Below are 24,987 nucleotides of genomic sequence, written 5' to 3'. Positions count from 1 at the left end.
CGCCCGCCTTGGGGCGGGCGGCCTAAGCGCTTTTGGCCTAGCGGGTCTTTCCGGAAAGGAGGTCTTCGGCGAGCTTCTGCGCCTTGTCCAGGGCCGCCTTGGGGTCCACCTTGTTCAGGATGGCCTCCTTGATGGCCTGGCCCAGGATGTCAAAGCGGATCTGCTCCCACTCGGCCAAGGCGGGCTCAAACTTGGCGTAGCGGCTTTGCCGGACGATGGTGGCGTAGTCCGGGTTCTCGGCCACGTAGCTCTGGTAGACGGGGTCCTTGAGGGCGGCCTCGGTCACGGGCACGTACCCCGTGGCCGTGGCGAAGACCGCCTGGGCCCTGGGGCTTAGGACGAACTGCAGGAAGTCCTTGGCCACCGCCTGCTCCTCCTTGGAGGCCTGGCGGAAGACCACCAGGTTGGTGCCCTGGACCAGGCCAAAGCCCGCCTGCCCCTTGCTCCCCGGAAGCGTGGCCACCCCCAGGTCAAACTTGGCCCCTTGGCGGTAGTAGGTGTAGCCGGCGGAGGTGTCCACGCTGAAGGCGTAAGGGCCGGAGCCCAGGTTCTGGTTGATGTAGCCGGAGGTGATGGCCTTGGCCCAGCCCTCCTTCACCCCGTTCTGCAGGAGGGTGAGGGCCTCCACCGCCTCTTTGGAGTTCAGGACGAGCTTGCCGTCTTTTAGGTAACTGCCCCCCAGGTTGAAGAAAAAGTAGGCGAAGGTGGAGGCGTCGGGCTGGAACCAGTACACGGGGCCCCCTTCCGCTTGGGAAAGCCGCTTGCTCAGGGAGACGAAGGCCTCGAGGGTGGTGGGCACCTTGGCCCCGTGCTTCCTCAGGAGGTCCTTGTTGTAGTAGAGGACCTGGATGCTCTTGTTGAAGGGCACCCCGTAGACCACGCCCCCGAAGCGCACGGCGTTCAGGAAGGTGAGGTTCACCCCTTGGAGCTTCACCCCCAAGGACTCAATGGGCAAGAGGGCCTTGGCCTCCAGGTAGAGGGCGATGTTGTTCTCGTAGGCCTGGGCCATGGCCGGCACCTTCCCGGCGGCGAAGGCGGCCTTGATCTTGGTGGAGAGGTCCCGGTACCCCCCCTGGGGCACGGGGCGGACGCAACGGCCCTGCTGGGTCTTGTTGAACTCCACCACCAGGTTCTCCAAGGCGAGCTTCGGGGCCCCGCCGGTAAAGCCGTGCCAGAGCTCGGCCACCACCCTGGCCTTGGCGCACTGCTCCTTGATGACGTCCTCCGGTTTGGCCTGCTGGGCCAGGGCGAGCCCTAGAAGGGCTACAAGCGGTAATACCTTCTTCATACGCCTCTACACCTCCCATAGGAGTATACCGCCCGGCGTCAGAACAGGGTCAGCTACTTGAGCCCCGAGCGGGCAATGCCCTGGATGAACTGCCTTTGGGCCACGAAGTAGCCCAGGATGACCGGGAGGATGACGAAGGTGCTTGCGGCCATCAAGGCCCCGTAGTCCGAGCCCGCCTCGGAAACGAAGGCCTGGAGGCCGAGCTGCACCGTGCGCATCTCTGGGCTTTGCGTGACGATGAGGGGCCAGAGGAGGGCGTTGTAGGCCCCCAGGAAGGTGAAGATGCCGTAGGACACAAGCCCCGGCAAAGAAAGGGGCAAGGCGATGCGGAAAAGCTGGGTGAGGTACCCGGCCCCGTCTATGCGGGCGGCGTCAAAGAGGTCCTGGGGCAAGGAGAGGTAAAACTGCCTAAGGAGGAAGATGCCGAAGACGGAGGCCAGCCAGGGCACGATCAGGGCGTAGTAGGTGTCCAGCCAGCCGAGCCGGGCCAAGAGGACGTAGTTGGGGATGAGGAGGACCTCCCCCGGCACCATCATGGTGGCCAGGATGAGGACGAAGACCCCCTCCTTGCCCGGGAAGGGCACCCGGGCCAGGGCGAAGGCGGCCAAGGCCGCCAGGAAAAGGCCCACCGCCACCTGGGTCAGGGCGGTGAAGAAGCTATTGAAGAAGTACCGGCCCCAAGGGGCGGCCCGCCAGGCCTCGAGGTAGTTGTGGAACACGTACCCCAAGGCCCCGGGCACGGCGTTCACCCACTCCAGCCGCCACGCCTCCCCCTGGGAGCGGAGGGCGTCGGGGGGCAAGGGCGGGGAAAGGGGCACCTCCTTGGGCCAAAGGACCACCAAGGGCAGGACCCGGAAGGCCCCTTCCGTGGCGTTGGTGAGGCGGATCCGCCAAGCCCCTTCCCGGTAGGCCACCTCCACCCGGGTCCCGTCCGCCACCGGGTCAAAAAAGGCCCCCGGGGTTCGGGGCACGAAGGCCCTGGGGGGCTTTTCCTCCTCCCCCGGGAAGGCAAGCTCCACGCTCCGCCCAGGGCCCAAGCCCCCCCACAAGGGGCTATCCCCAAGCCTTGCCGCCTTCACCCAGTTCTGCGGCCTCATCCTCTCCGGCACCCAGATGGGCTTGGCCTGGAGGGCCTCCTGGGGGCTTTTGAGGCTCGTGGCCAGCATCCAGTAGAAGGGGAAGGCCATCAAGAGCCCCCCTGCCAGGAGAAGAACGTGGACCAAGAAGGTGGAAATCCTAAACCTCATAGTTCACCCGCTGCTCCAAGACCCGCCGCTGCACCAGGGTAAGGACCAGGATGATCAGGAAGGTCACCATGGCGATGGCGCTGGCGTAGGAGAAGTCGGAATCGCGGAAGCCCTTGTTGTAGAGGTAAAAGGCCAGGGTCAGGGTGTCCTGCAAGACCCCCCCCGTGGGGGTGAGGACGTAGACCTGGGTGAAGACCTGGAAGGCCCCGATCACCCCCAGGGTGAAGAGGAAGAAGGTGGTGGGGGAAAGGAGGGGCCAGGTGATGAGGCGGTGTTGCTGGAAGAAGTTGGCCCCGTCCAGCGCCGCCGCCTCGTAGTACTCCTTGGGGATGGCCTGAAGCCCCGCCAAAAGGATCACCACCTGGTACCCCAGGAAGTGCCAGACGCTCATGGCCATCACCGCCACGAAGGCCAGGCTCGGCCCCGCCCAAAAGCCCTGGGGCTCGAGGCCCAGGGGCCTAAGGAGAAGGGCAAAGACCCCCGTGGGGGTGTTGAGCCAGTCCAGGCCCGGGGTGCCGAGAAGCCAGTTGAGAAAACCGAACTCCGGGTGGTAGATCCACCGCCACACCGCCGCCGCCGCCGTGAGGGCGGTGATGTAGGGGAGGAAGTAAAGCGTGCGGTAAAACCCCTGGAAGGCCACCCCCGTGTTCAAGAGGATGGCGATGGCGGTGGCCAGGAGAAGCCCTGTGGGCACGGTGAAGAGCACGTACCAGAAGGTGTTGCCCAAAGCCCGCCAAAAGAGCGGGTCCCTAAGGAGGATCTGGTAGTTCTCAAGCCCAGCGAACGCCGCCGGGCGCAGGAAGTTCACCTTCTCAAAAAGGCTCAGGTAAAAGGCGTAAAAGGTGGGAAAGACCTGCCAGACCAAGAGAAGGGCCAGGGCGGGCCAGACCAAAGCCCACCCGTAAAAGGCCGCCTGCTCCTTCTCCCCCATGCGCCGGCCAAAGAGGAGGGCGAAGGCGAGGGGGACGAGGACGGAAGCCCAGGGAAACCAGGGGGCGAGAAGCCCCAAAAGCAAAAGCGCATGGCGGAGGCCAAAGCGGAGGCCGTAAAGGGCCAAACCGCCATAGGCCAAAGCCCCAAGGGGAACCAAAAAGGCCGGCGCAAAGCCGAGCCTTTCCGCCAGCACCGCCAAGGCCCAAAGGACCCCAAAGGAGAGGAGAAGGTGCAACGGGTACCCCCGCATCCCGTGCCGGAGTATACCAACCCCCTTTAGGATGGGGCTTGTGTGGACCCTGACCCTGGACACCGCCACCCCCTACCTGGCCCTGGGCGCCTTCCGGGGGGAAGAGGGGGTGGGCCGGGTGGTGCGCCTGGGAAGGCGGCACGAGGAGGCGCTTTTTGGCCTCCTGGACGAGGTATTGGCCGAAGCGGGGGCGAAAAAGGAGGAGATCGGCGCCCTGGTCTTGGGCACGGGCCCAGGCTCCTACACGGGCCTCCGCATCGCCCTGGCGGCGGGGCTTGGCATCGCCTTGGCCCAAGGGGCCCGGGTCTATGGGGTTAGCTCCCTCCTCGCCGCCTCTTGGCCCTTCTTGGCGGAAGGAGGGCCGCCCCTCACCCCCCTCTTCACCGCCAGGAACCGGCTCTACTACGGGGCCACCTACGCCAAGCGGGAGGGGAAGCCCTTGGAGCTAGCCCCGCCCCGAAAGCTCAAGGCGGAGGAGCTTCCCCAAGCGGGCCTCCTCCTGGACCCGCCCCCTGACCCCCGGGCCCTTTACGAGCTCCTCCCCTTCGCCCAGGAAGGGGTGGAGCCCCTTTACCTCTAGTCGGCGGCCACCCCCGGGAGGCGGGGAACCCGGTAGGTGTAGCTGGGAGGGGGCTCCTGGAAGGGGGCCCCCCTAAGCCTTTCCGCCAGGAGGACCAGGTTCTCCCCGGCGATGCGGGCGTCCTCCACCAGTTCCGGGTTCTCCTTAAAGGTGGCAAGCCCCCGCCGGTGGGCATAGACGAGGCCCAGGGGCGCAAGGACGAAGCCCATGTAGGAAAGGGGCAGGAGCATCTGGGCCAAGGCTTGGCTCGCCCCCTCCTCCTCGGCCACCGCCAGGAGGGCCATGGGCTTGCCCAGGTTCAAGAGCCCCTGGTTCTCCATGGAGGTCATCCGCTCCAGGAGGGCCTTCATCCGGGCGGAAACGCTAAACCAGTACACGGGGGTGGCGAAGACCACGGCGTCGGCGTTCAGGATCCGCTCCGCCACCTTGCCAAACCCGTCCCAAGGCCCCTGCACGCAGGTTTCGGGGCCGCAGGAGGAAGGGTCTTGGGAGTAGTTCCCCACGCATAAGGGAAAGGGGTGCTTCACCAAGTCCAGGCGCTCCGTGGTGGCGCCCTTGCGCCTGGCCGCCTCCAAAACCTCGTCCAAAAGCTCCGTCGTAAACCCGTCCGTCCGTGCCGATGCGTTGACGCCGAGCACGCGTAAGCCCATAAATATCACCCACGCACTAAACCTCTTTTAGTATAGCACGCGCATTTACGGGCGGAAGGCCCCGGCCACGAACTCCCCCATCCCCCGGGCCCGCACGGGGTAGCCCCTAAGCCTCCCCTCCCCCGCCACGGGGCCTTCCCAGTAGGCCACCCGGGTGGTGCGGGAGAGGATCTCCCCTTCCCGGAAGAGGGGCCTGAGGGTTAGGGAAACCGCCGGGCCCTCGAGGCGCCAGGAAAGGGTGTAAGTCCGGCCCGAGGGGCTTCGCCAAGCCTCCAAGGGGACGAAGGCGAGGTCCAGGGCCTCAACCCGCCCCAAGGGGTCCACAAGGCTTCCCAGGACCTGGACCACCCGGCCCCGGGCGTCCTTCACCTGGTAGGCCATGAGCTCGGAGCCGTCCGAAAGGTGGAGGCCGAACCAGTCCCAGGTGGCCTGGACCCCGGAAAGCTGCTCCCCCCATTGGTGGTCCAGCCAGGCCTCCCCTTCGGCCTTTTCCCCGAGAATCCTGCCCGCGGCCCGGGCCCGGGTGTAGGACTGGTAGTACATCCGCCCCGTTTCCGCCGTGCCCGAGTAGCCGGGCGGGTGGACCACGGGGGGCTTCTCCGGGAGGAGAAGGAGCTCGAGGGGGCCCGCCAAGAGGCGGAAGCCTTCCCCTTCCCGCTCCAGGCGCCACCCCCCCACCTCCAGCCTGGGCCCCGGCTCCGCCCGGCCCCGGGGGGCCAGGAGGTCCTGGTCGGAAACCTCCAAAAAGCGCCTTTCCCCCGTGCGCAGGTCCGTGAGGGCCAGGTGGGCGGCGTGGAAGGCGCCAAAGAGGCTTCCCGGCAAGCCCAGGATGCGGTAGGAGGGAGGGGCGTAGGCCTTGAAGAAGGCGAAGTGGAAGGCGTAGGGCTCGGCATGGCCCGAGGCGTACCACCACTCCAGGGGAGCGGGCCTCGGGTCCCAGTCCTTGGGGTCGGGAAGCCTTTCGGGGTCCACCCCCAAAAGGGCGGGGGCGCAGGCGGGAAGGAGAAGGGCGAGAAAGGCCAACCGCTTCATAGCCTCTCCTTAGCCTACCGGGACGGGAAGGGGCGGGCGTGGCCCCGGCAACAGGGCCCTTGGGCTAAGCTTATCCCCGTGACCGATACCCACGCCCACCTGGACTTCCTGGAGCCCGAGGAGCTAGCGGAGGTGAAGGCCCACCTCCCGGAACTCCGGGCCGTCCTCACCCTCGGGGTGGACCCGGGCCGCTGGGAGAAAACCCTGGCCCTGGCCCAAGGGAACGTGTACGCCGCCCTCGGCCTCCACCCCACGAGCGCCCAGCTCCTCTCCCCCGAGGTGGAGGAGGCCCTCCGCCACTACGCCCGCCACGAACGGGTGCGGGCCATCGGGGAAACGGGCCTGGACTACTACTGGACGCCGGAAACCAAGGCCGCCCAGGGAAGGGCCCTGGACTTCCAGGCGACCTTGGCGGAGGAAAGGGGGCTTCCCCTGGTCCTCCACGTGCGGAGCAAGGACGGGAGCGCCGAGGAGGACCTCGCCGCCTGGCTCCTCCTCCACCGCCCCAAGCGGGTGGTCCTCCACGCCTTCGGGGGCCACCCCGCCTTGGAGCGGGCGGGCCTCGAGGTGGGGGCCTACTTCAGCCTGGCAGGCCCCCTCACCTACAAGAAGAACGAGGCCCTAAGGGAGGTGGCGAAGCGCCTCCCCTTAGACCGCCTCCTGGTGGAAACCGACACCCCCTTCCTCCCCCCCGAGCCCCACCGGGGCAAGCGCAACCGCCCCCACTACGTCCGCTTCACCCTGGCGCGGCTTGCGGAGGTGCGGGGGCTTAGCTTCGCCGAGGCGGAGGCCCTCACGGACCATAACGCCCAGGTATGCTTTGGGTGGTGATGCGCAGGCTTCTTTTTGCCCTAGCGTTTTTCCTCCTCGCCGCCCTGGCGGCCCCCCGGCTCGTGGTGGAGCCCGAGGACGGGGTAAAGCCCCTTCTGGACCTCATCCGTTCGGCCAGGGAGGAGATCCTGGTCAAGGTCTACCTCTGGACCCCAAGCCGCATGGACCTGGTGGAGGCCTTGGGCGAGGCGGCGGCCCGGGGGGTTAGGGTACGGGTCCTCCTGGAGCGGGAGCCCGCGGGCGGGCGGGTGGACCTCGCCGTCTACCAGGCCCTGAAGGACCGGGGGGTGGAGGTGCGCCTCACCACCCCCTTCCGCTTCGTCTTCGTCCACGAGAAGAGCGTGGTGGTGGACCGGTGGTGGGCCTGGGTGGGGACGATGAACTTCACGGGAAGCTCCTTCGGCGCCAACCGGGAATACGCCCTCATCCTGGACGACCCCAAGCAGGTGGCCGAGGTGGCCCGGGTCTTTGAGGCGGACTGGAAGGGGGAGCGCTTAGACCTCTCCCGCTCCCTCCTCGTCTGGGCCCCAAGCCGCACCCTGGGCGGGGTCAAGGAGGGCAACGCCCGCGAGGTCCTCCTCTCCCTCATCCAGGGGGCCAAGAAGGAGCTTTTCCTGGAACACCAGGCCATGGCGGACCCCGAGGTGGTGGCGGCCCTGAAGGAGGCCCTGGCCCGGGGGGTAAAGGTGCGCCTGGTGGGAAGCCCCGCCGAGCCCGGGGACACCTACTTCCTGGCGGGGGCGGAGGCGCTCAAGGCGGCGGGGGCCGAGGTGCGCTTCCTCCCCGACCCCTATGTCCACGCCAAGGTCCTGGTCAAGGACGGGGAGGTGGCCCTTTTGGGAAGCCTGAACCTGAGCGCCAACTCCCTGAACGCCAACCGGGAGCTCGCCGTGCTCCTTGCCCGCAAGGAGGCCCCCGAGGCCTTCGCCCGCCTCCTCGCCACCCTGGAGAAGGACTTCCAGGCGGGACTAGAGGAAAACCCCTTCGCCCTCCCCGAGGTGGAAGGCGTCATCCCCTGGCAGGAGGCCCCGAAGCATTTCGGCCGGGTGGCCCGGGTGGAAGGGGTCATCCAGCGGGTGGAGGACCGGGGCACCGTGGCCTTCCTCCACTTCGGCACGGGGGAAAGCGACCTGCGCCTGGTGGCCTTCCCCCGTAACTATGGGCTTTTCCAGCAACCCTTCCCCCAAAGCTACCTGGGCAAGCGGGTGCGGGCCAAGGGGCGCATCGTCCTCTACGCCGGGTATTACGAGATCGTCCTGGAAAGCCCCGAGGCCCTGGAGGTCCTGGATGGAAGCCCTTAAAGCCCTGGGCTACGAGGTGAGCCCCATTGAGGGGGGGTGGTATGCGGAAAAGCGCCGGGGCGGGGTGGTCTACCAGGTCTTCTACGGGGAAGGAGGGGATTTACGGCTTCGGAGGCGCCGCTTCCTCCGGGAGGAGGCGGGCCCCAGGACCCTGGCCGGGGTGGCAGGGGAGTGGGCGGCCCGGCTGGAGCTGGAGGAGAACTTCTTCGCCGTGGCCGAACCCGAGCGGCTTCCCGAGCTCGTCTTGGCCTTTGAGCAACTTGACCTCCCAAGGGAAACCTCCTAAACTTAGGCCCAACATGCGCCCGCGCCTTCTTAACAACGGCTAGCTGGGGGGCGGTGCACCTGGCCCCCCCGGTCCCCCATGGCCGGGGGGGCAAACGCTTAGGAGGGAAGGATGCGCGTACTGGTGAAGGACCTGAAGCGGCACGTGGGCGAGGAGGTGGAGCTTTTGGGCTTTCTCCACTGGCGGCGGGACCTGGGCAAGGTGCAGTTCCTCCTCCTCCGGGACCGAAGCGGGGTGGTGCAGGTGGTTACGGGGGGAAGAAAGCTTCCCCTGCCCGAGTCTTCCTTGCGGGTGCGGGGGGTGGTGGTGGAAAACCCCAAGGCCCCGGGGGGCCTCGAGGTCCAGGCCCAGGACCTTGAGGTCCTCTCCCCCGCCCTGGAACCCACCCCGGTGGAGATCCCCAAGGAGGAGTGGCGGGCCCACCCCGACACCCTCCTGGAATACCGCTACGTGACCCTTAGGGGGGAAAAGGCCCGCGCCCCCCTCAAGGTGCAGGCCGCCTTGGTGCGGGGCTTCCGCCGCTATCTGGACCGGCAGGACTTCACCGAGATCTTCACCCCCAAGGTGGTGCGGGCCGGGGCCGAGGGAGGGTCGGGGCTCTTCGGCGTGGACTACTTTGAGCAAAGGGCCTACCTGGCCCAGTCCCCCCAGCTCTACAAGCAGATCATGGTGGGGGTGTTTGAGCGGGTCTACGAGGTGGCCCCGGTGTGGCGCATGGAGGAGCACAACACGAGCCGCCACCTGAACGAGTACCTTTCCTTGGACGTGGAGATGGGCTTCATTGAGGGCGAGGAAGACCTCATGCGCCTGGAGGAAGCGCTCCTCCAGGAGATGCTGGAAGAAGCCCTCACCGCTGCCGGGAACGAGATCCGGCTCCTTGGGGCCGAGTGGCCCTCCTTCCCCAAGGACATCCCCCGCCTGACCCTGGCCGAGGCCCGGCGCATCCTGAAGGAGGAGCTGGGCTACCCCGCCGGCCAGGACCTCTCCGAGGAGGCGGAAAGGCTCCTTGGCCAGTACGCCAAGGAGCGTTGGGGCACGGACTGGCTCTTCCTCACCCGCTACCCAAGGGCGGTGCGCCCCTTCTACACCTACCCCGAGCCCGACGGCACCACCCGGAGCTTTGACCTCCTCTTTCGCGGCCTGGAGATCACCTCAGGGGGCCAGCGCATCCACCTGTACGAGGAGCTCTTGCAAAGCCTTAAGGCCAAGGGCATGGACCCCGAGGGCTTCAAGGGGTACCTGGAGGTCTTCAAGTACGGCATGCCCCCCCACGGGGGCTTCGCCATCGGGGCGGAGCGGCTCACGCAAAAGCTCCTCGGCCTGCCCAACGTGCGCTACGCCCGGGCCTTCCCCCGGGACCGGCACCGGCTTACCCCTTAGCCCAACGGCTTGCTAAGGGAAAGCACCCGTCCTAAGTTGACGGGAAAGTGCTTTTGGGGTAAGGTAGAGTTTGTGCTCTTTGGTCGGGCCAAGGGAGCACGGTAAGAACCAGCCACCGCAAGGGGCGCTCCCCTTGCGGAAGAACCCTGTTAGCTTACCTCGGGCGGCCCGCTTACCCCTTTGAGGTGACGCATGGAGATTAAGCGGTTCGGTCGCATCCGAGAGGTCATTCCCCTTCCTCCCCTTACGGAAATCCAGGTGGCTTCCTACAAAAAGGCCCTTCAGGCCGACGTGCCCCCGGAAAAGCGGGAGAACGTGGGCATCCAGGCGGCCTTCAAGGAGACCTTCCCCATTGAGGAAGGAGACAAGGGCAAGGGCGGCCTGGTCCTGGACTTCCTGGAGTACCGCATCGGCGAGCCGCCTTTCCCACCCGATGAGTGCCGGCAGAAGGACCTCACCTACCAGGCCCCCCTTTACGCCCGGCTCCAGCTCATCCACAAGGACACGGGGCTTATCAAGGAGGACGAGGTCTTCTTGGGCCACATCCCCCTGATGACCGAGGACGGCTCCTTCATCATCAACGGGGCTGACCGGGTCATCGTTTCCCAGATCCACCGCTCCCCCGGGGTGTACTTCACCCCAGACCCCGCCCGCCCCGGGCGGTACATCGCCAGCATCATCCCCTTGCCCAAGCGGGGGCCTTGGATTGACCTAGAGTTGGAACCAAACGGCACCGTCTCCATGAAGGTCAACAAGCGCAAGTTCCCCCTGGTCCTGCTCCTCCGGGTCTTGGGGTACGATGCCGAAACCCTGAACCGGGAGCTTGGGGCCTACGGGGACCTGGTGCAAGGCCTTCTGGACGAGGCGGTGCTCTCCATGCGCCCCGAGGAAGCCCTGGTGCGCCTCTTCACCCTGCTCCGCCCCGGGGACCCGCCCAAGAAGGACAAGGCCTTGGCCTACCTCTACGGCCTCCTGGCCGACCCCCGGCGCTACGACCTGGGGGAGGCGGGGCGGTACAAGGCCGAGGAGAAGCTTGGCATCCGCCTTTCGGGCCGCACCCTGGCCCGCTTTGAGGACGGGGAGTTCAAGGACGAGGTCTTCCTGCCCACCCTCCGCTACCTCTTCGCCCTCACCGCAGGGGCGCCGGGCCACGAGGTGGACGACATTGACCACCTGGGCAACCGGCGCATCCGCACCGTGGGGGAGCTCATGGCCGACCAGTTCCGGGTGGGCCTAAGCCGCCTGGCCCGCGGGGTGCGGGAGCGCATGGTCATGGGTGGGGACACCTTGACCCCGGCCAAGCTGGTGAACAACCGGCCCCTCGAGGCCGCCATCCGGGAGTTCTTCAGCCGCAGCCAGCTCTCCCAGTTTAAGGACGAAACGAACCCCCTCTCCTCCCTGCGCCACAAGCGGAGGATCTCCGCCTTGGGGCCTGGCGGCCTCACCCGGGAGCGGGCGGGCTTTGATGTGCGCGACGTCCACCGCACCCACTACGGCCGCATCTGCCCGGTGGAGACCCCGGAAGGGGCCAACATCGGCCTCATCACCTCCTTGGCCGCCTACGCCCGGGTGGACGAGCTCGGGTTCATCCGCACCCCCTACCGCCGGGTGGTGAACGGGGTGGTGACGGACGAGGTGGTCTACATGACCGCCACGGAGGAGGACCGCTACACCATCGCCCAGGCCAACACCCCCGTGGAGGAAGGCCGCATCGCCACGGACCGGGTGGTGGCGCGGAGGCGGGGGGAGCCCGTCATCGTGAGCCCGGAGGAGGTGGAGTTCATGGACGTCTCCCCCAAGCAGGTCTTCTCCGTGAACACCAACCTCATCCCCTTCCTGGAGCACGACGACGCCAACCGGGCCCTGATGGGTTCCAACATGCAGACCCAGGCGGTGCCCCTGATCCGCGCCCAGGCCCCCGTGGTGATGACGGGCCTCGAGGAGCGGGTGGTGCGGGACTCCTTGGCCGCCCTCTACGCCGAGGAGGACGGCGAGGTGGTGGCGGTGGATGGGCGCCGCATCACCGTGCGCTACGCCGATGGCCGCCTGGTGGAGCACCCCTTGCGCCGCTTCGTGCGCTCCAACCAGGGCACCGCCCTGGACCAACGCCCCCGGGTGGTGGTGGGGCAAAGGGTAAAGAAGGGAGACCTCCTAGCGGACGGCCCCGCCTCGGAGGGGGGCTTCCTGGCCCTAGGGCAGAACGTCCTGGTGGCCATCATGCCCTTTGACGGCTACAACTTTGAGGACGCCATCGTCATCAGCGAGGAGCTCCTGAAGCGGGACTTCTACACCTCCATCCACATTGAGCGCTACGAGATAGAGGCCCGGGACACCAAGCTGGGCCCCGAGCGCATCACCCGGGACATCCCGCACCTCTCCGAGGCCGCCTTGCGCGACCTGGACGAGGAAGGCGTGGTGCGCATCGGCGCCGAGGTCAAACCCGGCGATATCCTGGTGGGCCGCACCAGCTTCAAAGGCGAGCAGGAGCCTTCGCCCGAAGAGCGCCTCCTCCGCTCCATCTTCGGCGAGAAAGCCCGGGACGTGAAGGACACCTCCTTGCGGGTGCCCCCCGGGGAAGGGGGCATCGTGGTGGGCACCCTGCGCCTCAGGCGGGGGGATCCAGGGGTGGAGCTCAAGCCCGGGGTGCGGGAGGTGGTGCGGGTCTTCGTGGCGCAAAAGCGCAAGCTCCAGGTGGGGGATAAGCTGGCCAACCGCCACGGCAACAAGGGCGTGGTGGCCAAGATCCTCCCGGTGGAGGACATGCCCCACCTGCCGGACGGCACCCCCGTGGACGTGATCCTGAACCCCTTGGGCGTGCCCAGCCGGATGAACCTGGGGCAGATCCTGGAAACCCACCTGGGCTTGGCGGGCTACTTCCTGGGCCAGCGCTACATCTCCCCGGTGTTTGACGGGGCCACGGAGCCGGAGATCAAAGCCCTCTTGGCCGAGGCCTTTGACCTTTACTTCGGCAAGCGGAAGGCCGAGGGCTTCGGGGTAGACAAGCGGGAGCGGGAGGTCCTGGCCCGGGCGGAAAAACTTGGCCTGGTGAGCCCTGGCCTAAGCCCCGAGGAGCAACTCAAGGAACTCTTCATGCAGGGCAAGGTGGTCCTCTACGATGGCCGCTCCGGCGAGCCCATTGAGGGGCCCATCGTGGTGGGGCAGATGTTCATCATGAAGCTCTACCACATGGTGGAGGACAAGATGCACGCCCGCTCCACCGGCCCCTACTCCCTCATCACCCAGCAGCCCCTGGGCGGCAAGGCCCAGTTCGGCGGCCAGCGCTTCGGCGAGATGGAGGTGTGGGCCCTCGAGGCCTACGGGGCCGCCCACACCCTGCAGGAGATGCTCACCATCAAGTCCGACGACATTGAAGGCAGGAACGCCGCCTACGAGGCCATCATCAAGGGTGAGGACGTGCCCGAGCCCAGCGTGCCCGAGTCCTTCCGCGTCCTGGTGAAGGAGCTGCAAGCCCTGGCCCTGGACGTACAGACCCTGGACGAGAAGGACAACCCCGTGGACATCTTTGAGGGGCTGGCATCCAAGCGCTAACTGGAGGAAAGATGAAAAAGGAAGTCCGCAAGGTCCGCATTGCCCTGGCCTCCCCGGAGAAGATCCGCTCCTGGAGCTACGGGGAGGTGGAGAAGCCGGAAACCATCAACTACCGCACGCTCAAACCCGAGCGGGACGGCCTCTTTGACGAGCGCATCTTCGGCCCCATCAAGGACTACGAGTGCGCCTGCGGCAAGTACAAGCGCCAGCGCTTTGAGGGCAAGGTCTGCGAGCGCTGCGGCGTGGAGGTGACCAAGAGCATCGTGCGCCGCTACCGCATGGGGCACATTGAGCTCGCCACCCCCGCCGCCCACATCTGGTTCGTCAAGGACGTACCCTCCAAGATCGGCACCCTCTTGGACCTCTCCGCCACCGAGCTGGAGCAGGTGCTTTACTTCAGCAAGTACATCGTCCTAGACCCCAAGGGGGCCATCCTGAACGGCGTCCCCGTGGAGAAGCGCCAGCTCCTCAGCGACGAGGAGTACCGGGAGCTCCGCTACGGCAAGCAGGAAACCTACCCCTTGCCCGCGGGGGTGGACGCCCTGGTGAAGGACGGGGAGGAGGTGGTGAAGGGCCAAGAACTCGCCCCCGGGGTGGTGAGCCGGATGGACGGGGTGGCCCTTTACCGCTTCCCCCGCCGGGTGGTGGTGGACTACCTGAAGAAGGAACGGGCCGCCCTGCGCCTGCCCCTCGCCGCCTGGGTGGAGAAGGAGGCCTACAAGCCCGGGGAGATCCTGGCGGAGCTCCCCGAGCCCTACCTCCTCCGGGCCGAGGAAGAGGGGGTGGTGGAGCTTAAGGAACTCCAGGAAGGCTACCTCCTCACCCTCCTGCAAGACGAGGAGCCCGTGGCCCGCTACTTCCTCCCCGTGGGGCTTGCCCCCCAGGTGGTGCACGGGGAGATCGTGGAGGTGGGCCAGCCCCTGGCGGAAGGCAAGGGCCTTTTGCGCCTACCCCGCCACATGCACGCCAAGGTGGTGGGGGCGGAAGAGGAAGGGGACCAGGTCTACCTCACCCTCTCCCTGGAGTGGACCGAGCCCAAGGAGTACCGGGTGGCCCCCCACATGAACGTGGTGGTGCCGGAGGGGGCCAAGGTGGAGGCGGGGGACAAGATCGTGGCCGCCATTGACCCCGAGGAGGAGGTCATCGCCGAGGCCGAAGGCGTGGTCCACCTGCACGAGCCCGCCAGCATCGTGGTGATGAAGGCCAAGCTCTACCCCTTTGAGGACGACGTGGAGGTTTCCACCGGGGACCGGGTAGCCCCCGGGGACGTGCTGGCGGACGGGGGCAAGGTCAAGAGCGAGATCTATGGCCGGGTGGAGGTGGACCTGGTCCGCAACGTGGTGCGGGTGGTGGAGTCCTACGACATTGACGCCCGGATGGGGGCCGAGGCCATCCAGGCCCTCCTCAAGGAGCTGGACCTGGAGAAGCTGGAGAAGGAACTCCTGGAGGAGATGAAGCACCCCTCCCGGGCCCGCCGGGCCAAGGCTCGGAAGCGCCTCGAGGTGGTGCGGGCCTTCCTGGACTCCGGCAACCGCCCCGAGTGGATGATCCTCGAGGCCGTCCCCGTCCTGCCCCCGGACCTCCGCCCCATGGTCCAGGTGGACGGGGGCCGCTTCGCCACCAGCGACCTCAACGATCTCTACCGCCGCCTCATCAACCGCAACAACCGCCTGAAGAAGCTCCTCGCCCAAGGGGCTCCGGAGATCATCATCCGCAACGAGAAGCGCATGCTCCAGGAGGCGGTGGACGCCGTGATCGATAACGGCCGCCGCGGGGCCCCTGTGACCAACCCCGGCTCCGACCGCCCCTTGCGGAGCCTCACCGACATCCTCTCCGGCAAGCAGGGCCGCTTCCGGCAGAACCTCTTGGGCAAGCGGGTGGACTACTCGGGCCGCTCGGTGATCGTGGTGGGCCCCCAGCTCAAGCTTCACCAGTGCGGCCTGCCCAAGCGCATGGCCCTGGAGCTCTTCAAGCCCTTCCTCCTCAAGAAGATGGAGGAAAAGGGCATCGCCCCCAACGTCAAAGCGGCGAGGCGCATGCTGGAGCGGCAACGGGACATCAAGGACGAGGTGTGGGACGCCCTGGAGGAGGTGATCCACGGGAAGGTGGTCCTCCTGAACCGGGCCCCCACCCTGCACCGCTTGGGCATCCAGGCCTTCCAGCCCGTCTTGGTGGAAGGGCAGTCCATCCAGCTCCACCCCCTGGTTTGCGAGGCCTTCAACGCCGACTTTGACGGGGACCAGATGGCGGTGCACGTGCCCCTTTCCTCCTTCGCCCAGGCGGAGGCCCGCATCCAGATGCTCTCCGCCCACAACCTCCTCTCCCCCGCCTCCGGCGAGCCCCTGGCCAAGCCCAGCCGGGACATCATCCTGGGGCTTTACTACATCACCCAGGTGCGGCGGGAGAAGAAGGGGGCGGGCCTAGAGTTCGCCACCCCCGAGGAGGCCCTGGCCGCCTACGAACGGGGCGAGGTGGCTCTGAACGCCCCCATCAAGGTGGCGGGCAAGGAAACCAGCGTGGGCCGGCTCAAGTTCATCTTCGCCAACCCCGACGAGGCCCTTTTGGCCGTGGCCCACGGGCTTTTGGACCTCCAGGACGTGGTCACGGTGCGCTACCTGGGCAAGCGGCTGGAGACGAGCCCGGGCCGCATCCTCTTCGCCCGCATCGTGGGCGAGGCGGTGGGGGACGAGAAGGTGGCCCAGGAGCTCCTGCAGATGGACGTCCCCCAGGAAAAGAACTCCCTCAAGGACCTGGTCTACCAGTCCTTCCTGCGCCTGGGCATTGAGAAAACGGCCCGGCTTCTGGACGCCCTCAAGTACTACGGCTTCACCCTTTCCACCACGAGCGGCATCACCATCGGCATTGACGACGCCGTGATCCCGCCAGAGAAGCAGAAGTACCTGGAGGAGGCCGACCGCAAGCTCCGCCAGATTGAGCAGGCCTACGAGATGGGCTTCCTCACGGACCGGGAGCGGTACGACCAGGTGATCCAGCTCTGGACGGAAACCACGGAAAAGGTCACCCAGGCGGTCTTCAAGAACTTTGAGGAGAACTACCCCTTCAACCCCCTCTACGTGATGGCCCAGTCCGGGGCCCGGGGTAACCCGCAGCAGATCCGCCAGCTTTGCGGCATGCGGGGCCTCATGCAAAAGCCCTCGGGGGAAACCTTTGAGGTGCCCGTGCGCTCCTCCTTCCGCGAGGGCCTCACGGTTTTGGAGTACTTCATCTCTAGCCACGGGGCGCGGAAGGGCGGGGCGGACACCGCCCTTAGGACCGCCGACTCCGGGTACCTCACCCGCAAGCTGGTGGACGTGGCCCACGAAATCGTGGTGCGGGAGGCGGACTGCGGCACCACCAACTACATCTCCGTCCCCCTCTTCCAGCCCGACGAGGTGACCCGCTCCCTGCGCCTGAGGAAGCGCTCGGACATTGAGGCGGGGCTTTATGGCCGGGTCCTGGCCCGGGAGGTGGAGGTGCAGGGGGTACGGCTGGAAGAGGGGCGTTACCTCTCCATGGAGGACGTGAACCTCCTCATCAAGGGGGCGGAAGCCGGGGAGATCAAGGAGGTGCCGGTGCGGAGCCCCCTCACCTGCCAGACCCGCTACGGGGTCTGCCAGAAGTGCTACGGCTACGACCTCTCCATGGCCCGGCCCGTGTCCATCGGCGAGGCGGTGGGCGTGGTGGCGGCGGAGTCCATCGGGGAGCCCGGCACCCAGCTCACCATGCGCACCTTCCACACGGGCGGCGTGGCCACGGGCACGGACATCACCCAGGGTCTGCCCCGGGTCATTGAGCTCTTTGAGGCCCGCAGGCCCAAGGCCAAGGCGGTCATCTCCGAGATTGACGGGGTGGTGCGCATTGAGGAAACCGAGGACAAGCTCTCCGTCTTCGTGGAGTCCGAAGGCTTCGCCAAGGAGTACAAGCTCCCCAAGGACGCCCGCTTGGTGGTGAAGGACGGGGACTACGTGGAGGCGGGCCAGCCCCTCACCCGCGGGGCCATTGACCCCCACCAGCTCCTCGAGGCCAAGGGTCCCGAGGCGGTGGAGCGCTACCTGGTGGACGAGATCCAGAAGGTCTACCGGGCCCAGGGCGTGAAGCTCCACGACAAGCACATTGAGATCGTGGTGCGGCAGATGCTCAAGTACGTGGAGGTGACCGACCCCGGGGATAGCCGCCTCCTGGAAGGCCAGGTCCTGGAGAAGTGGGACGTGGAGGCCCTGAACGAAAGGCTCATCGCCGAGGGCAAGACCCCGGTGGCCTGGAAGCCCCTCCTCATGGGGGTGACCAAGAGCGCCCTCTCCACCAAGAGCTGGCTTTCCGCCGCCAGCTTCCAGAACACCACCCACGTCCTCACCGAGGCGGCCATCGCCGGGAAGAAGGACGAGCTCATCGGCCTCAAGGAAAACGTCATCCTGGGCCGCCTGATCCCCGCCGGCACCGGTTCGGACTTCGTGCGCTTCACCCAGGTGGTGGACCAAAAGACGCTGAAGGCCCTGGAGGAGGCCCGCAAAGAAGCGGTGGAGGCCACCAAGGAGGCCCCTGCCCGCCGCATCCCCCGCCGGGAGCAGCCGGGCAAGCAGGCTTAAGGACGGGCTTATGGGGCGGCGGGGCTTTCCCGCCGCCTTTTCCCGCATAATGGGGCCATGCTGGCTAGGCTCTACACCGCCTTCCGCCAAGTGGGGGAAGACCTCTTCGCCCAGCGCCTCATCTCCGCCACCGCCGGCAACTTTTCCGCCCGCACCAAGGAGGGCTTCCTCATCACCAAAAGCGGGGTGCAGAAGGCGCGGCTTACCCCGGAGGACCTCGTGGAGGTGCCCCTGGAGGGCCCCTTTCCCCCGGGCGCCAGCGTGGAGAGCATCATCCACCGCGAGGTCTACCGGCGCACGGACGCCGTGGCCCTGGCCCACGCCCACCCTCGGGTGGCGGTGGCCCTTTCCTTAAGCTTGGAAAGACTTGTGCCCCTGGACCTCGAGGGCCAGATCTACCTCAAGGAGGTCCCCGTCCTCTCCCCCAAGACCACCTCCGCCACGGAAGAGGCGGCCCTAGCGGTGGCCGAGGCCCTGCGGGACCACCCCGTCTGCCTCCTCAAGGGGCACGGGGCCTTCGCCAAGGGAACCAAGGAGAAGCCGGAAGAGGCCCTTCTAGAGGCCTATAGCCTCCTCACCACCCTGGAGGAAAGCGCCGAGGTCCTCCTTTACCATCGGCTTTGGGGGAAGGGATGAGGGTGCTTTTCGTGGAGGCCAAGGACCGGAAGGCCCTGGAGGCCCTGGCCCAGAAGCTTCCCCACCCTTACTGGCTCCTGGCGGGGGAAGGGGTCTTTCTCCTGGAGGTCTTCGGGGCCTCGGAGGAGGCCCAGGCCCTGGCGGAAGGCCTCCCGGGGGCTCGGGTCTGGGCCTTTACCCTGGAGGATGGGGTAGTCTATAGGGGATGCGGGAAGAAATCGGCTACATCCCCGTAGGGGAGGCGGAGCTTTACGTGGAGGACGTGGGGGACGAGCACGCCCCCGCCCTCTTGGTCCTCCACGGGGGCCCCGGGGGCAACGCCTACGTCCTCCGGGAAGGGCTCCAGGACTACCTGGAAGGCTTCCGCGTGGTCTACTTTGACCAGCGGGGCTCGGGGCGGAGCCTGGAGCTTCCCCAAGACCCCAGGCTCTTCACCGTTGACGCCTTGGTGGAGGACACCCTGGCCCTGGCCGAGGCTTTGGGGATTGAGCGGTTCGGCCTCCTGGCCCACGGCTTCGGGGCGGTGGTGGCCCTGGAGGTCCTCCGCCGCTACCCCGAGGCGGAAGGCGCCCTGCTCCTTGGGCCTTGGGTGAGCTTCCCTTGGCTTGCCGCCCGCCTGGCGGAGGCGGCGGGCCTCACCCCAGGGGAAGACCCCGAGGAAAACCTCAAGGCCGCCCTGGAAAAGGCCGAGCCCAAGCTCCTCTTTGACCGGCTCATGTTCCCAAGCCCCAGGGGGCGCATGGAGTACGAGTGGCTGGCGGAGGGCTCGGGGATCCTCGGGCCCGACACCCCCGCCCTGGCCTTCCTGCGGAACGGGCTTTGGCGCCTGGACTACACCCCCTACCTCACCCCCTCCTCCAAAGCCCTGGCGGTGGTGGTGGGGGAGCGGGACGGCACCAGCTACCCCTACGCCGAGGAGGTGGCGGAGCGCCTTAGGGCGCCCATCCGCGTGGTGCCGGGAGCCGGGCACTACCCCTGGATAGACGCCCCCGAGGCCTTCGGCGAGGCCTTCCGCGCCGCCCTCGCCCAGGTCCTCGCCCCCCAAGGGTGGTAGACTAAGGGCGTCACCGGGGGTGCCCCAAAAGGGGCTGAGAAATACCCTTGGAACCTGATCCGGGTAATGCCGGCGTAGGGAAGGTGACGGGCCCCTCCCGGTGACAAGGAGGGGTTTTATGCGGAAAGCCTTGGCGCTCCTTCTGCTTTTGGCCTTCGGCCTGGCCCAAGAGGTCACGCTCCTCACCCACCAAAGCTTCTCCCTGGACAAGGGCCTCGTCGCCCAGTTTGAGCGGGAAACGGGCCTCAAGCTTCGCATCCTCAAGGCGGGGGATGCCGGGGAGACCCTGAACCGGGCCATCCTCACCAAGAACGCCCCCATCGCCGACGTGCTCTACGGCTTTGACAACACGTTTCTTTCCCGGGCCCTCGAGGCGGACATCCTCCTCCCCTACCGGAGCCCGGAGATTAGGAACCTCAAGGCCACCCTGCTCCTGGACCCCACCTTCCGGGCCCTCCCCGTGGACTACGGCTGGGTGAGCCTGAACTACGACAAGGCCTACTTCCAGAATAGGCCCCTGCCCAAGGGGCCCGAGGACCTGGCAAGGCCCGAGTACGCCCGGCTCCTCGCCGTGCAGAACCCCGCCACCAGCTCCCCGGGCCTGGCCTTCCTCATGGCCACCGTGGCCCGCTTCGGCGAGGACGGCTACCTGGACTTCTGGGCCAGGCTTAGGGACGGCGGGGTGCGGGTGGCCAAGGGCTGGAGCGAGGCCTACTACACCCACTTCACCCTGTACAAGGGGGACAGGCCCATCGTGGTCTCCTACACCACAAGCCCCGCCGCCGAGGTCTATTACTCCGAGGGCAAGTACCAAGAGCCCCCCACGGGGAACCTCTTCCCCGAGCTCGCCTTCTTCCAGGTGGAGTTCGTGGGCATCCTGAAGGGCACCAGGAACCTGGAGGGGGCCAAAAAGCTTGTGGACTGGCTCCTCTCCCGCCCCGTACAGGAGAACATCCCCACGGAGATGTGGATGTACCCCGCCCGGCGGGACGCCAGGCTCCCCGAGGTCTTCCGCTTCGCCCCGGAACCTGTAGGCAGCGTCCGGTTAGATCCCAAGCGCATGGCGGAGAACCGGGAGCGCTGGATTGAGGAGTGGACCAAGGTGGTCCTCCAGGGGCAAAGCCCGGAGGCGGTGCGCCGGGGGCGGCGCTAAGGGATGGCGCGGCTCCCCGGGGGGGTGGTCCTCCTTTTCCTGGGCTTCGCCCTCCTCTACCCCCTCTTCCGGGTCCTCCTTCTGGGCCTGGGGGAGGGGTTTTGGAGCGCCTGGACCAACCCCTATTACTGGGAACGCTACCGGTTTAGCCTGGGGTACGGCCTGGCCTCGGCCCTCCTCACCCTCACCCTCGCCCTCCCCTTGGCCTTCCTTTTCCGGCGGCGCTTTCCCCTAAGGGCCTTTTTCCTTTCCCTTTCCACCCTCCCCTTCGTCCTCCCCACCCCGGTGGTGGCCCTGGGGTTTTTGGCCCTCCTAGGCCCCCGGGGGGTCTTGGGGGTGGACCTCTACGGCACCTTCGCCCTCCTCCTCCTGGCGGCGGTCTTCTACAACCTGGGGCTTGCCCTAAGGGTCTTGCTGCCGGTGGCCTTGGGCCTCGAGGGGCCCCTGGCGGCGGCGAGGACGTTGGGGGCCACTCCTTTTCGCGCCTTCCTAAGGGTGGGGCTTCCCCTCCTCCTCCCCGCCCTGGGGGGAGCGGGGCTCCTCGTCTTCCTCTACACCTTCTCCGCCTTCGGGGTGCCCCTCCTCCTGGGGGGGCCTCGGCACGCCACCCTCGAGGTGGAGGTCTACACCCTCCTGGCCCACCGCCTGGCCTTCCCCGAGGCGGCCGCCCTCATGGCCTGGCAGCTTTTCACCCTGGCCCTGGCGGTCTTCCTCTACCTGCGCCTGCGGGCCTACCCCCTCGCCCCAGGCCCCCTCCTCCCCACCGCCTCCTGGGCTTATCCCGTGGGGCTTGGGGCCTTCTTCCTCCTCCTCTACGCCCCCCTTCTCGCCCTTTTCCTCCAGGCAAGCCCCCTGGCCCTCCGTGCCGCCTGGGCCTCGGAGGACTTCACCCCCCTTTCCCTGGCCCTGGAGAACACCCTGCGCTTTAGCCTCCTCGCCCTCCTCCTGGCCTTGCCCCTAGGGGTGGCCTACGGGGTGGCGGCGAGGCGGAGCGGGTTTTGGGACCTCCTGGGCCTCCTTCCCCTCATGGTGAGCCCGGTGGCGGTGGGGCTTGGCTACCTGGTGGCCTACCCGGGCCTTCGGGGCTCTTTGGCCCTCCTCCTCACCGCTTACGCCCTCCTCGCCTACCCCCTCCTGGCCCGGGCCCTCCTCCCTGCCCTACGAAGCCTCCCCCCAAGCCTTCTGGAGGCGGCGAGGACGCTAGGGGCCACCCCCTTCCGCGCCTTTCTAAGGGTGGAGCTTCCCCTCCTCCGCCCCGCCCTGGCCTCCGGGGTAGCCCTGGCCCTCGCCGCCATCCTGGGGGAGTTCGGGGCGAGCCTGGTGCTTTGGCGGCCCGAGTGGACCACCCTTACCCTCGCCATCTACGAGCGCCTGGGCCGGCCTGGGGAAGGGCCTTTCCGGGAGGCCCTGGCCATGGCGGCCCTCCTCGCCCTCCTCTCCGGGCTTCTCTTCTACCTCCTGGACCGGGGGCGGGGCAGGGTGGGCTAGGCGGCCCTAGCGCCGAACCCCTCCAGGAACTCCCGCACCACCCCAAGGAAGCGCCGCCCGTCCAGAAGGAGGGCCAAAAGGCCCCAGAGCAAGGCCATGCGGAAGGCCTCGGGGGCGAGGGAGGCGGCGAAGTAAAAGGGGGCGAAGGTGGCGGGCACCTGGAGGAGCATGGAGAGGCTCTTGTGGGGGTAACGGAGGAGAAGGGTGAGGGCCAGGACCATCCAGGAAAGGCCCAGGCCCACGGGCACCAGGCCCGCCCCCACCAGGTAGGCGAAGCCCGCCCAGGCGAGGCCGGCGTCCAGGGGGTAGTCCCAGAGGGCAAGGGGGGAAGGCCGCCTCGAGGCCCGGGCCAAAACCCCGTCCAGAACGTCCAGGGTCCAGCCCAGAAGGAGGAGGTACACCACCCCCTCCAAGGCCTCCGGCCCCTCCCCCACCCTTCCCAAGAGGAGGAGGACCACCCCACCCCGGCCCAGGGTGCAGAGGTCGGCGAGGAGGCGCAGGCTAGCCTTCCCCATAGACCAAGGCCCCAAGCCCCTCCACCGCCCCCTGGCGCAAGGAGAGGTGGGCCAAGGGGGTGAGGGGGGTGGGCTCGGGGTTCACCTCCACCAGGTAGGCCCCGGCGGCGAAGGCGATGCGCCCCAAGGAGGCGGCGGGCTCCACCTCGGCGCTGGTGCCCACCACCAGGGCCACGTCCGCCTCGGCAAAGGCCCTTTCCGCCCTTTCCCAAGCCCCCTCGGGCAAGAACTCCCCAAACCAGACCACATCGGGCCGGGCCCGGTGGCCGCAGGCCGGGCAAAAGGGCGGGGGCGTGAAGGCCTCGGGGAGGGGAAAACGCTTTCCACACGCCTCGCACCGGGCCCTGAGGATGTTGCCGTGAAGCTCCACCAGGTTCTGGCTCCCCGCCAGGGCGTGGAGGCCGTCCACGTTCTGGGTCACCAGGAGGAAGCTCCCCCCCCGGGCGAGCACCCTCCGCTCCAGCTCCACCAGGGCGTGGTGGGCGGGGTTGGGCTTGGCCTCCCGCACCTTGGCGATGCGCCAGGCGTACCAAGCCCAGACCCTCTCCGGGTCCCGGGCGTAGGCCTCGGGGATGGCGTACTCCAGGGGGTTGAAGTTCCGCCAAAGCCCCTCGGCGTCCCGAAAGGTGGGGATGCCCGAGGGCTTGGAGATGCCCGCCCCCGTGAGGACCGCCACCCGCTTGGCCTCGGAAAGCCGCTTCCTTGCCTCGGAAAGCCTTTCCATCCCCACCCCATCCTAGCGCGGTAGGCTAAAGGGGATGCGGCTTTTCACCCCCGAGGCCATGCGGGAAGCGGACGGGAAAGCGGCGGAGATGGGCTACCCCACCCTCCTCCTCATGGAGTGGGCGGGGATGAAGGCGGCCTTGGTCTACCGGGAGCTCTTCGGCGACGCCCCTGCGGTGGTCCTCGCCGGCAAGGGGAATAACGGCGGGGACGGCCTGGCTCTGGCCCGGCACCTCCACCTTGGGGGGGTGCCCGTGCGGGTCCACGCCGCCAGCGGGCAAGGGGGGGATGCCCTCCTCATGCGCCAGGCCCTGGAGGCCCTGGGCCTTCCCCTCCTTCCCCTGGAGGAGGCCTCCTGGGGGGCGGGGGAGGTGTTGGTGGACGCCCTTTTCGGCACCGGGCTCAAGGGGCCCCTGGAGGGGTTCTACGCCGGGCTCGTGGAGCGGGTGAACGCCTCGAGCCTGCCCGTCCTCGCCCTGGACCTGCCCTCGGGCCTCCCCTTCACCCCCCACGTGCGGGCCACGGCCACCCTCGCCTTCGCCGCCCTGAAAACCCCCCACCTCCTGCACCGGGAGGCCTGCGGAAAGCTCTTTCTAGCCGAGATCGGCCTGCCAAAGGCCCTCTTGGAGCGGGAAGACCTCCCCGAGGTGGCGACCCCCCAGGCCCTAAAGCCCCTCCTCCCCAGGCGCCCCCTCACCGCCCACAAGGGGAGCGTGGGCCGGGTGGGGGTGCTGGGCGGCTACCGGGGGGACACCCTGCGCTACGCCGGGGCCCCCATCCTCGCCGCCCTGGGGGCCTACCGCATGGGGGCAGGGCTCGTGCACCTGGCCGTCCCGGAGGGAACGCCCCTGGAACCCCTGGAAGCCGTCTTCCACCCCGTGCCCGCCCCAGCCCTTCCCCCCATGCGGGTGGAGGCCCTGGCGGTGGGCATGGGCGGGGGGCCTTGGGGGAAGGCCTGGGCCCTGGAGGCCCTAAAGGCGGGCCTGCCCACGGTGTTGGACGCCGATGCGCTTCATCCCGAGGTGGTGGCCCTCTACCGCCAAGCCGGCGTCAAGGCGGTCCTCACCCCCCACGCCGGGGAGGCGGGGAGGCTTCTTGGCCTCCCTCCGGAGGAGGTAACCCAGGACCCCTTGGCCGCCGCCCGGGCCCTGGCGGAGGCCACGGGCCTCACCGTGGTCCTCAAGGGAAACCCCACGGTGGTGGCGGAAGGAAAGCGGCTTTCCGTGAACCCCACGGGCAACCCCGCCCTGGCCACCGGGGGCACCGGGGATGTCCTCTCGGGGGCCATCGCCGCCCTCATGGCGGCGGGGCTTGCCCCCTTTGACGCCGCAAGGCTCGCCGTCTACCTCCACGGCCTCGCCGGGGACCTCCTAGCGGAGGAAAGGGGGGTGGGCCTCCTCGCCCGGGAGGTGGCGGAAGCCCTGCCCCGGGCGCGGCGGGCCTTGGAAAAGGGCCTAGGCCTGCCCTTCGCCCTGGTATAGTCTTGGGCAAGGGGTTTTGCCCCG

Annotated in this window: 20 protein-coding genes and 1 riboswitch; of the genes, 13 read left to right on the top strand and 7 right to left on the bottom strand. The window is 67.9% G+C overall.

Annotated elements, in window-relative coordinates:
* Nucleotides 1–37: 37 nt before the first annotated feature.
* Genes L0C60_RS01880 through L0C60_RS01870 form a run of 3 tightly spaced genes read right to left on the bottom strand, consistent with a single transcriptional unit; the run spans nt 38 to nt 3,718 of the window.
* On the bottom strand, nt 38–1,288 hold the full coding sequence (locus L0C60_RS01880; protein ID WP_234504496.1) for an ABC transporter substrate-binding protein: 1,251 nt from the start codon (nt 1,286–1,288) through the stop codon (nt 38–40).
* A gap of 53 nt (nt 1,289–1,341) precedes the next feature.
* Nucleotides 1,342–2,475 (bottom strand): carbohydrate ABC transporter permease, encoded by a 1,134-nt coding sequence (locus L0C60_RS01875; RefSeq protein ID WP_234505148.1) that lies wholly within the window; start codon nt 2,473–2,475, stop codon nt 1,342–1,344.
* Nucleotides 2,476–2,524: 49 nt separating this feature from the next.
* Complete coding sequence (locus tag L0C60_RS01870) at nt 2,525–3,718, bottom strand: carbohydrate ABC transporter permease (protein WP_243092431.1); 1,194 nt, start codon at nt 3,716–3,718, stop codon at nt 2,525–2,527.
* A 31-nt stretch (nt 3,719–3,749) separates the two neighbouring features.
* Between L0C60_RS01870 and tsaB the strand changes: the two genes are divergently transcribed.
* Complete coding sequence (gene tsaB / locus L0C60_RS01865) at nt 3,750–4,298, top strand: tRNA (adenosine(37)-N6)-threonylcarbamoyltransferase complex dimerization subunit type 1 TsaB (RefSeq protein WP_234504491.1); 549 nt, start codon at nt 3,750–3,752, stop codon at nt 4,296–4,298.
* Here the strand turns inward: tsaB and L0C60_RS01860 are convergent.
* Both L0C60_RS01860 and L0C60_RS01855 read right to left on the bottom strand, forming a co-directional pair.
* Entirely contained in the window at nt 4,295–4,948 is a 654-nt protein-coding gene (locus L0C60_RS01860) for a flavodoxin family protein (protein ID WP_243092430.1), read from the bottom strand. The two genes, tsaB and L0C60_RS01860, sit on opposite strands and share 4 nt — an antisense overlap.
* 45 nt (nt 4,949–4,993) lie before the next feature.
* Nucleotides 4,994–5,980, bottom strand: a complete 987-nt coding sequence (locus L0C60_RS01855) for a lipocalin family protein (RefSeq protein WP_234504487.1) — start codon at nt 5,978–5,980, stop codon at nt 4,994–4,996.
* Between the two features lie 78 nt (nt 5,981–6,058).
* On the opposite strand from L0C60_RS01855, the gene L0C60_RS01850 reads away from it, so the two are divergent.
* The 11 genes from L0C60_RS01850 (at nt 6,059) to L0C60_RS01800 (ending at nt 22,244) form a co-directional block, all read left to right on the top strand.
* Nucleotides 6,059–6,811: a TatD family hydrolase gene (locus tag L0C60_RS01850; protein WP_234504485.1), complete on the top strand. Its 753-nt coding sequence runs from the start codon at nt 6,059–6,061 to the stop codon at nt 6,809–6,811.
* Nucleotides 6,796–8,112, top strand: coding sequence for a phospholipase D-like domain-containing protein (locus L0C60_RS01845; protein WP_243092429.1), 1,317 nt, complete (start codon nt 6,796–6,798; stop codon nt 8,110–8,112). The genes L0C60_RS01850 and L0C60_RS01845 overlap by 16 nt, the downstream gene beginning before the upstream one ends.
* Nucleotides 8,099–8,398: a hypothetical protein gene (locus L0C60_RS01840; RefSeq protein ID WP_234504479.1), complete on the top strand. Its 300-nt coding sequence runs from the start codon at nt 8,099–8,101 to the stop codon at nt 8,396–8,398. The genes L0C60_RS01845 and L0C60_RS01840 overlap by 14 nt, the downstream gene beginning before the upstream one ends.
* Nucleotides 8,399–8,509: 111 nt before the next feature.
* Complete coding sequence (aspS, locus tag L0C60_RS01835; RefSeq protein WP_234504475.1) at nt 8,510–9,778, top strand: aspartate--tRNA(Asn) ligase; 1,269 nt, start codon at nt 8,510–8,512, stop codon at nt 9,776–9,778.
* A gap of 192 nt (nt 9,779–9,970) precedes the next feature.
* Nucleotides 9,971–13,327: a DNA-directed RNA polymerase subunit beta gene (rpoB, locus tag L0C60_RS01830; protein WP_234504472.1), complete on the top strand. Its 3,357-nt coding sequence runs from the start codon at nt 9,971–9,973 to the stop codon at nt 13,325–13,327.
* A gap of 11 nt (nt 13,328–13,338) precedes the next feature.
* Nucleotides 13,339–17,913, top strand: coding sequence for a DNA-directed RNA polymerase subunit beta' (rpoC, locus tag L0C60_RS01825; protein ID WP_234504470.1), 4,575 nt, complete (start codon nt 13,339–13,341; stop codon nt 17,911–17,913).
* 57 nt (nt 17,914–17,970) lie between these two features.
* Nucleotides 17,971–18,549 (top strand): fuculose-1-phosphate aldolase, encoded by a 579-nt coding sequence (locus L0C60_RS01820; RefSeq protein WP_234504467.1) that lies wholly within the window; start codon nt 17,971–17,973, stop codon nt 18,547–18,549.
* The gene (locus L0C60_RS01815) at nt 18,546–18,785 is read left to right on the top strand and encodes a hypothetical protein (protein WP_234504464.1); all 240 of its coding nucleotides are present in this window, start codon (nt 18,546–18,548) and stop codon (nt 18,783–18,785) included. Before L0C60_RS01820 ends, L0C60_RS01815 begins: the two co-directional genes overlap by 4 nt.
* On the top strand, nt 18,755–19,603 hold the full coding sequence (locus tag L0C60_RS01810) for an alpha/beta fold hydrolase (protein ID WP_234504462.1): 849 nt from the start codon (nt 18,755–18,757) through the stop codon (nt 19,601–19,603). Before L0C60_RS01815 ends, L0C60_RS01810 begins: the two co-directional genes overlap by 31 nt.
* Before the next feature lie 5 nt (nt 19,604–19,608).
* A riboswitch (TPP riboswitch) is annotated at nt 19,609–19,702 on the top strand.
* Nucleotides 19,703–19,721: 19 nt separating this feature from the next.
* Complete coding sequence (locus L0C60_RS01805; protein WP_234504460.1) at nt 19,722–20,756, top strand: thiamine ABC transporter substrate-binding protein; 1,035 nt, start codon at nt 19,722–19,724, stop codon at nt 20,754–20,756.
* Nucleotides 20,757–20,759: 3 nt separating this feature from the next.
* Nucleotides 20,760–22,244: an ABC transporter permease gene (locus L0C60_RS01800; protein WP_234504457.1), complete on the top strand. Its 1,485-nt coding sequence runs from the start codon at nt 20,760–20,762 to the stop codon at nt 22,242–22,244.
* Here the strand turns inward: L0C60_RS01800 and L0C60_RS01795 are convergent.
* Together L0C60_RS01795 and L0C60_RS01790 are read right to left on the bottom strand one after the other, a co-directional pair.
* On the bottom strand, nt 22,241–22,759 hold the full coding sequence (locus tag L0C60_RS01795; protein ID WP_234504455.1) for a hypothetical protein: 519 nt from the start codon (nt 22,757–22,759) through the stop codon (nt 22,241–22,243). The two genes, L0C60_RS01800 and L0C60_RS01795, sit on opposite strands and share 4 nt — an antisense overlap.
* Nucleotides 22,746–23,483, bottom strand: a complete 738-nt coding sequence (locus L0C60_RS01790) for an SIR2 family NAD-dependent protein deacylase (protein WP_234504452.1) — start codon at nt 23,481–23,483, stop codon at nt 22,746–22,748. The genes L0C60_RS01795 and L0C60_RS01790 overlap by 14 nt, the downstream gene beginning before the upstream one ends.
* A 34-nt stretch (nt 23,484–23,517) precedes the next feature.
* On the opposite strand from L0C60_RS01790, the gene L0C60_RS01785 reads away from it, so the two are divergent.
* Nucleotides 23,518–24,963 carry an NAD(P)H-hydrate dehydratase gene (locus L0C60_RS01785; protein ID WP_243092428.1) on the top strand — a complete coding sequence of 482 codons (1,446 nt, stop codon included), beginning with the start codon at nt 23,518–23,520 and terminating at the stop codon, nt 24,961–24,963.
* Nucleotides 24,964–24,987 lie beyond the last annotated feature (24 nt).

The organism is Thermus hydrothermalis (assembly GCF_022760925.1).
Classification (GTDB): Bacteria; Deinococcota; Deinococci; order Deinococcales; family Thermaceae; genus Thermus; species Thermus hydrothermalis.
This window is presented reverse-complemented; position numbering and strand designations above follow the sequence as displayed.

Coding starts and splice junctions, on each gene's coding strand:
- L0C60_RS01880 (WP_234504496.1), bottom strand. CDS start 1,288: ATGAAGAAGGTATTACCGCTTGTAGCCCTTCTAGGGCTCGCCCTGGCC.
- L0C60_RS01875 (WP_234505148.1), bottom strand. CDS start 2,475: ATGGCCTTCCCCTTCTACTGGATGCTGGCCACGAGCCTCAAAAGCCCC.
- L0C60_RS01870 (WP_243092431.1), bottom strand. CDS start 3,718: ATGCGGGGGTACCCGTTGCACCTTCTCCTCTCCTTTGGGGTCCTTTGG.
- tsaB (WP_234504491.1), top strand. CDS start 3,750: ATGGGGCTTGTGTGGACCCTGACCCTGGACACCGCCACCCCCTACCTG.
- L0C60_RS01860 (WP_243092430.1), bottom strand. CDS start 4,948: ATGGGCTTACGCGTGCTCGGCGTCAACGCATCGGCACGGACGGACGGG.
- L0C60_RS01855 (WP_234504487.1), bottom strand. CDS start 5,980: ATGAAGCGGTTGGCCTTTCTCGCCCTTCTCCTTCCCGCCTGCGCCCCC.
- L0C60_RS01845 (WP_243092429.1), top strand. CDS start 6,796: ATGCTTTGGGTGGTGATGCGCAGGCTTCTTTTTGCCCTAGCGTTTTTC.
- L0C60_RS01840 (WP_234504479.1), top strand. CDS start 8,099: ATGGAAGCCCTTAAAGCCCTGGGCTACGAGGTGAGCCCCATTGAGGGG.
- aspS (WP_234504475.1), top strand. CDS start 8,510: ATGCGCGTACTGGTGAAGGACCTGAAGCGGCACGTGGGCGAGGAGGTG.
- rpoB (WP_234504472.1), top strand. CDS start 9,971: ATGGAGATTAAGCGGTTCGGTCGCATCCGAGAGGTCATTCCCCTTCCT.
- rpoC (WP_234504470.1), top strand. CDS start 13,339: ATGAAAAAGGAAGTCCGCAAGGTCCGCATTGCCCTGGCCTCCCCGGAG.
- L0C60_RS01820 (WP_234504467.1), top strand. CDS start 17,971: ATGCTGGCTAGGCTCTACACCGCCTTCCGCCAAGTGGGGGAAGACCTC.
- L0C60_RS01815 (WP_234504464.1), top strand. CDS start 18,546: ATGAGGGTGCTTTTCGTGGAGGCCAAGGACCGGAAGGCCCTGGAGGCC.
- L0C60_RS01810 (WP_234504462.1), top strand. CDS start 18,755: ATGCGGGAAGAAATCGGCTACATCCCCGTAGGGGAGGCGGAGCTTTAC.
- L0C60_RS01805 (WP_234504460.1), top strand. CDS start 19,722: ATGCGGAAAGCCTTGGCGCTCCTTCTGCTTTTGGCCTTCGGCCTGGCC.
- L0C60_RS01800 (WP_234504457.1), top strand. CDS start 20,760: ATGGCGCGGCTCCCCGGGGGGGTGGTCCTCCTTTTCCTGGGCTTCGCC.
- L0C60_RS01795 (WP_234504455.1), bottom strand. CDS start 22,759: ATGGGGAAGGCTAGCCTGCGCCTCCTCGCCGACCTCTGCACCCTGGGC.
- L0C60_RS01790 (WP_234504452.1), bottom strand. CDS start 23,483: ATGGAAAGGCTTTCCGAGGCAAGGAAGCGGCTTTCCGAGGCCAAGCGG.
- L0C60_RS01785 (WP_243092428.1), top strand. CDS start 23,518: ATGCGGCTTTTCACCCCCGAGGCCATGCGGGAAGCGGACGGGAAAGCG.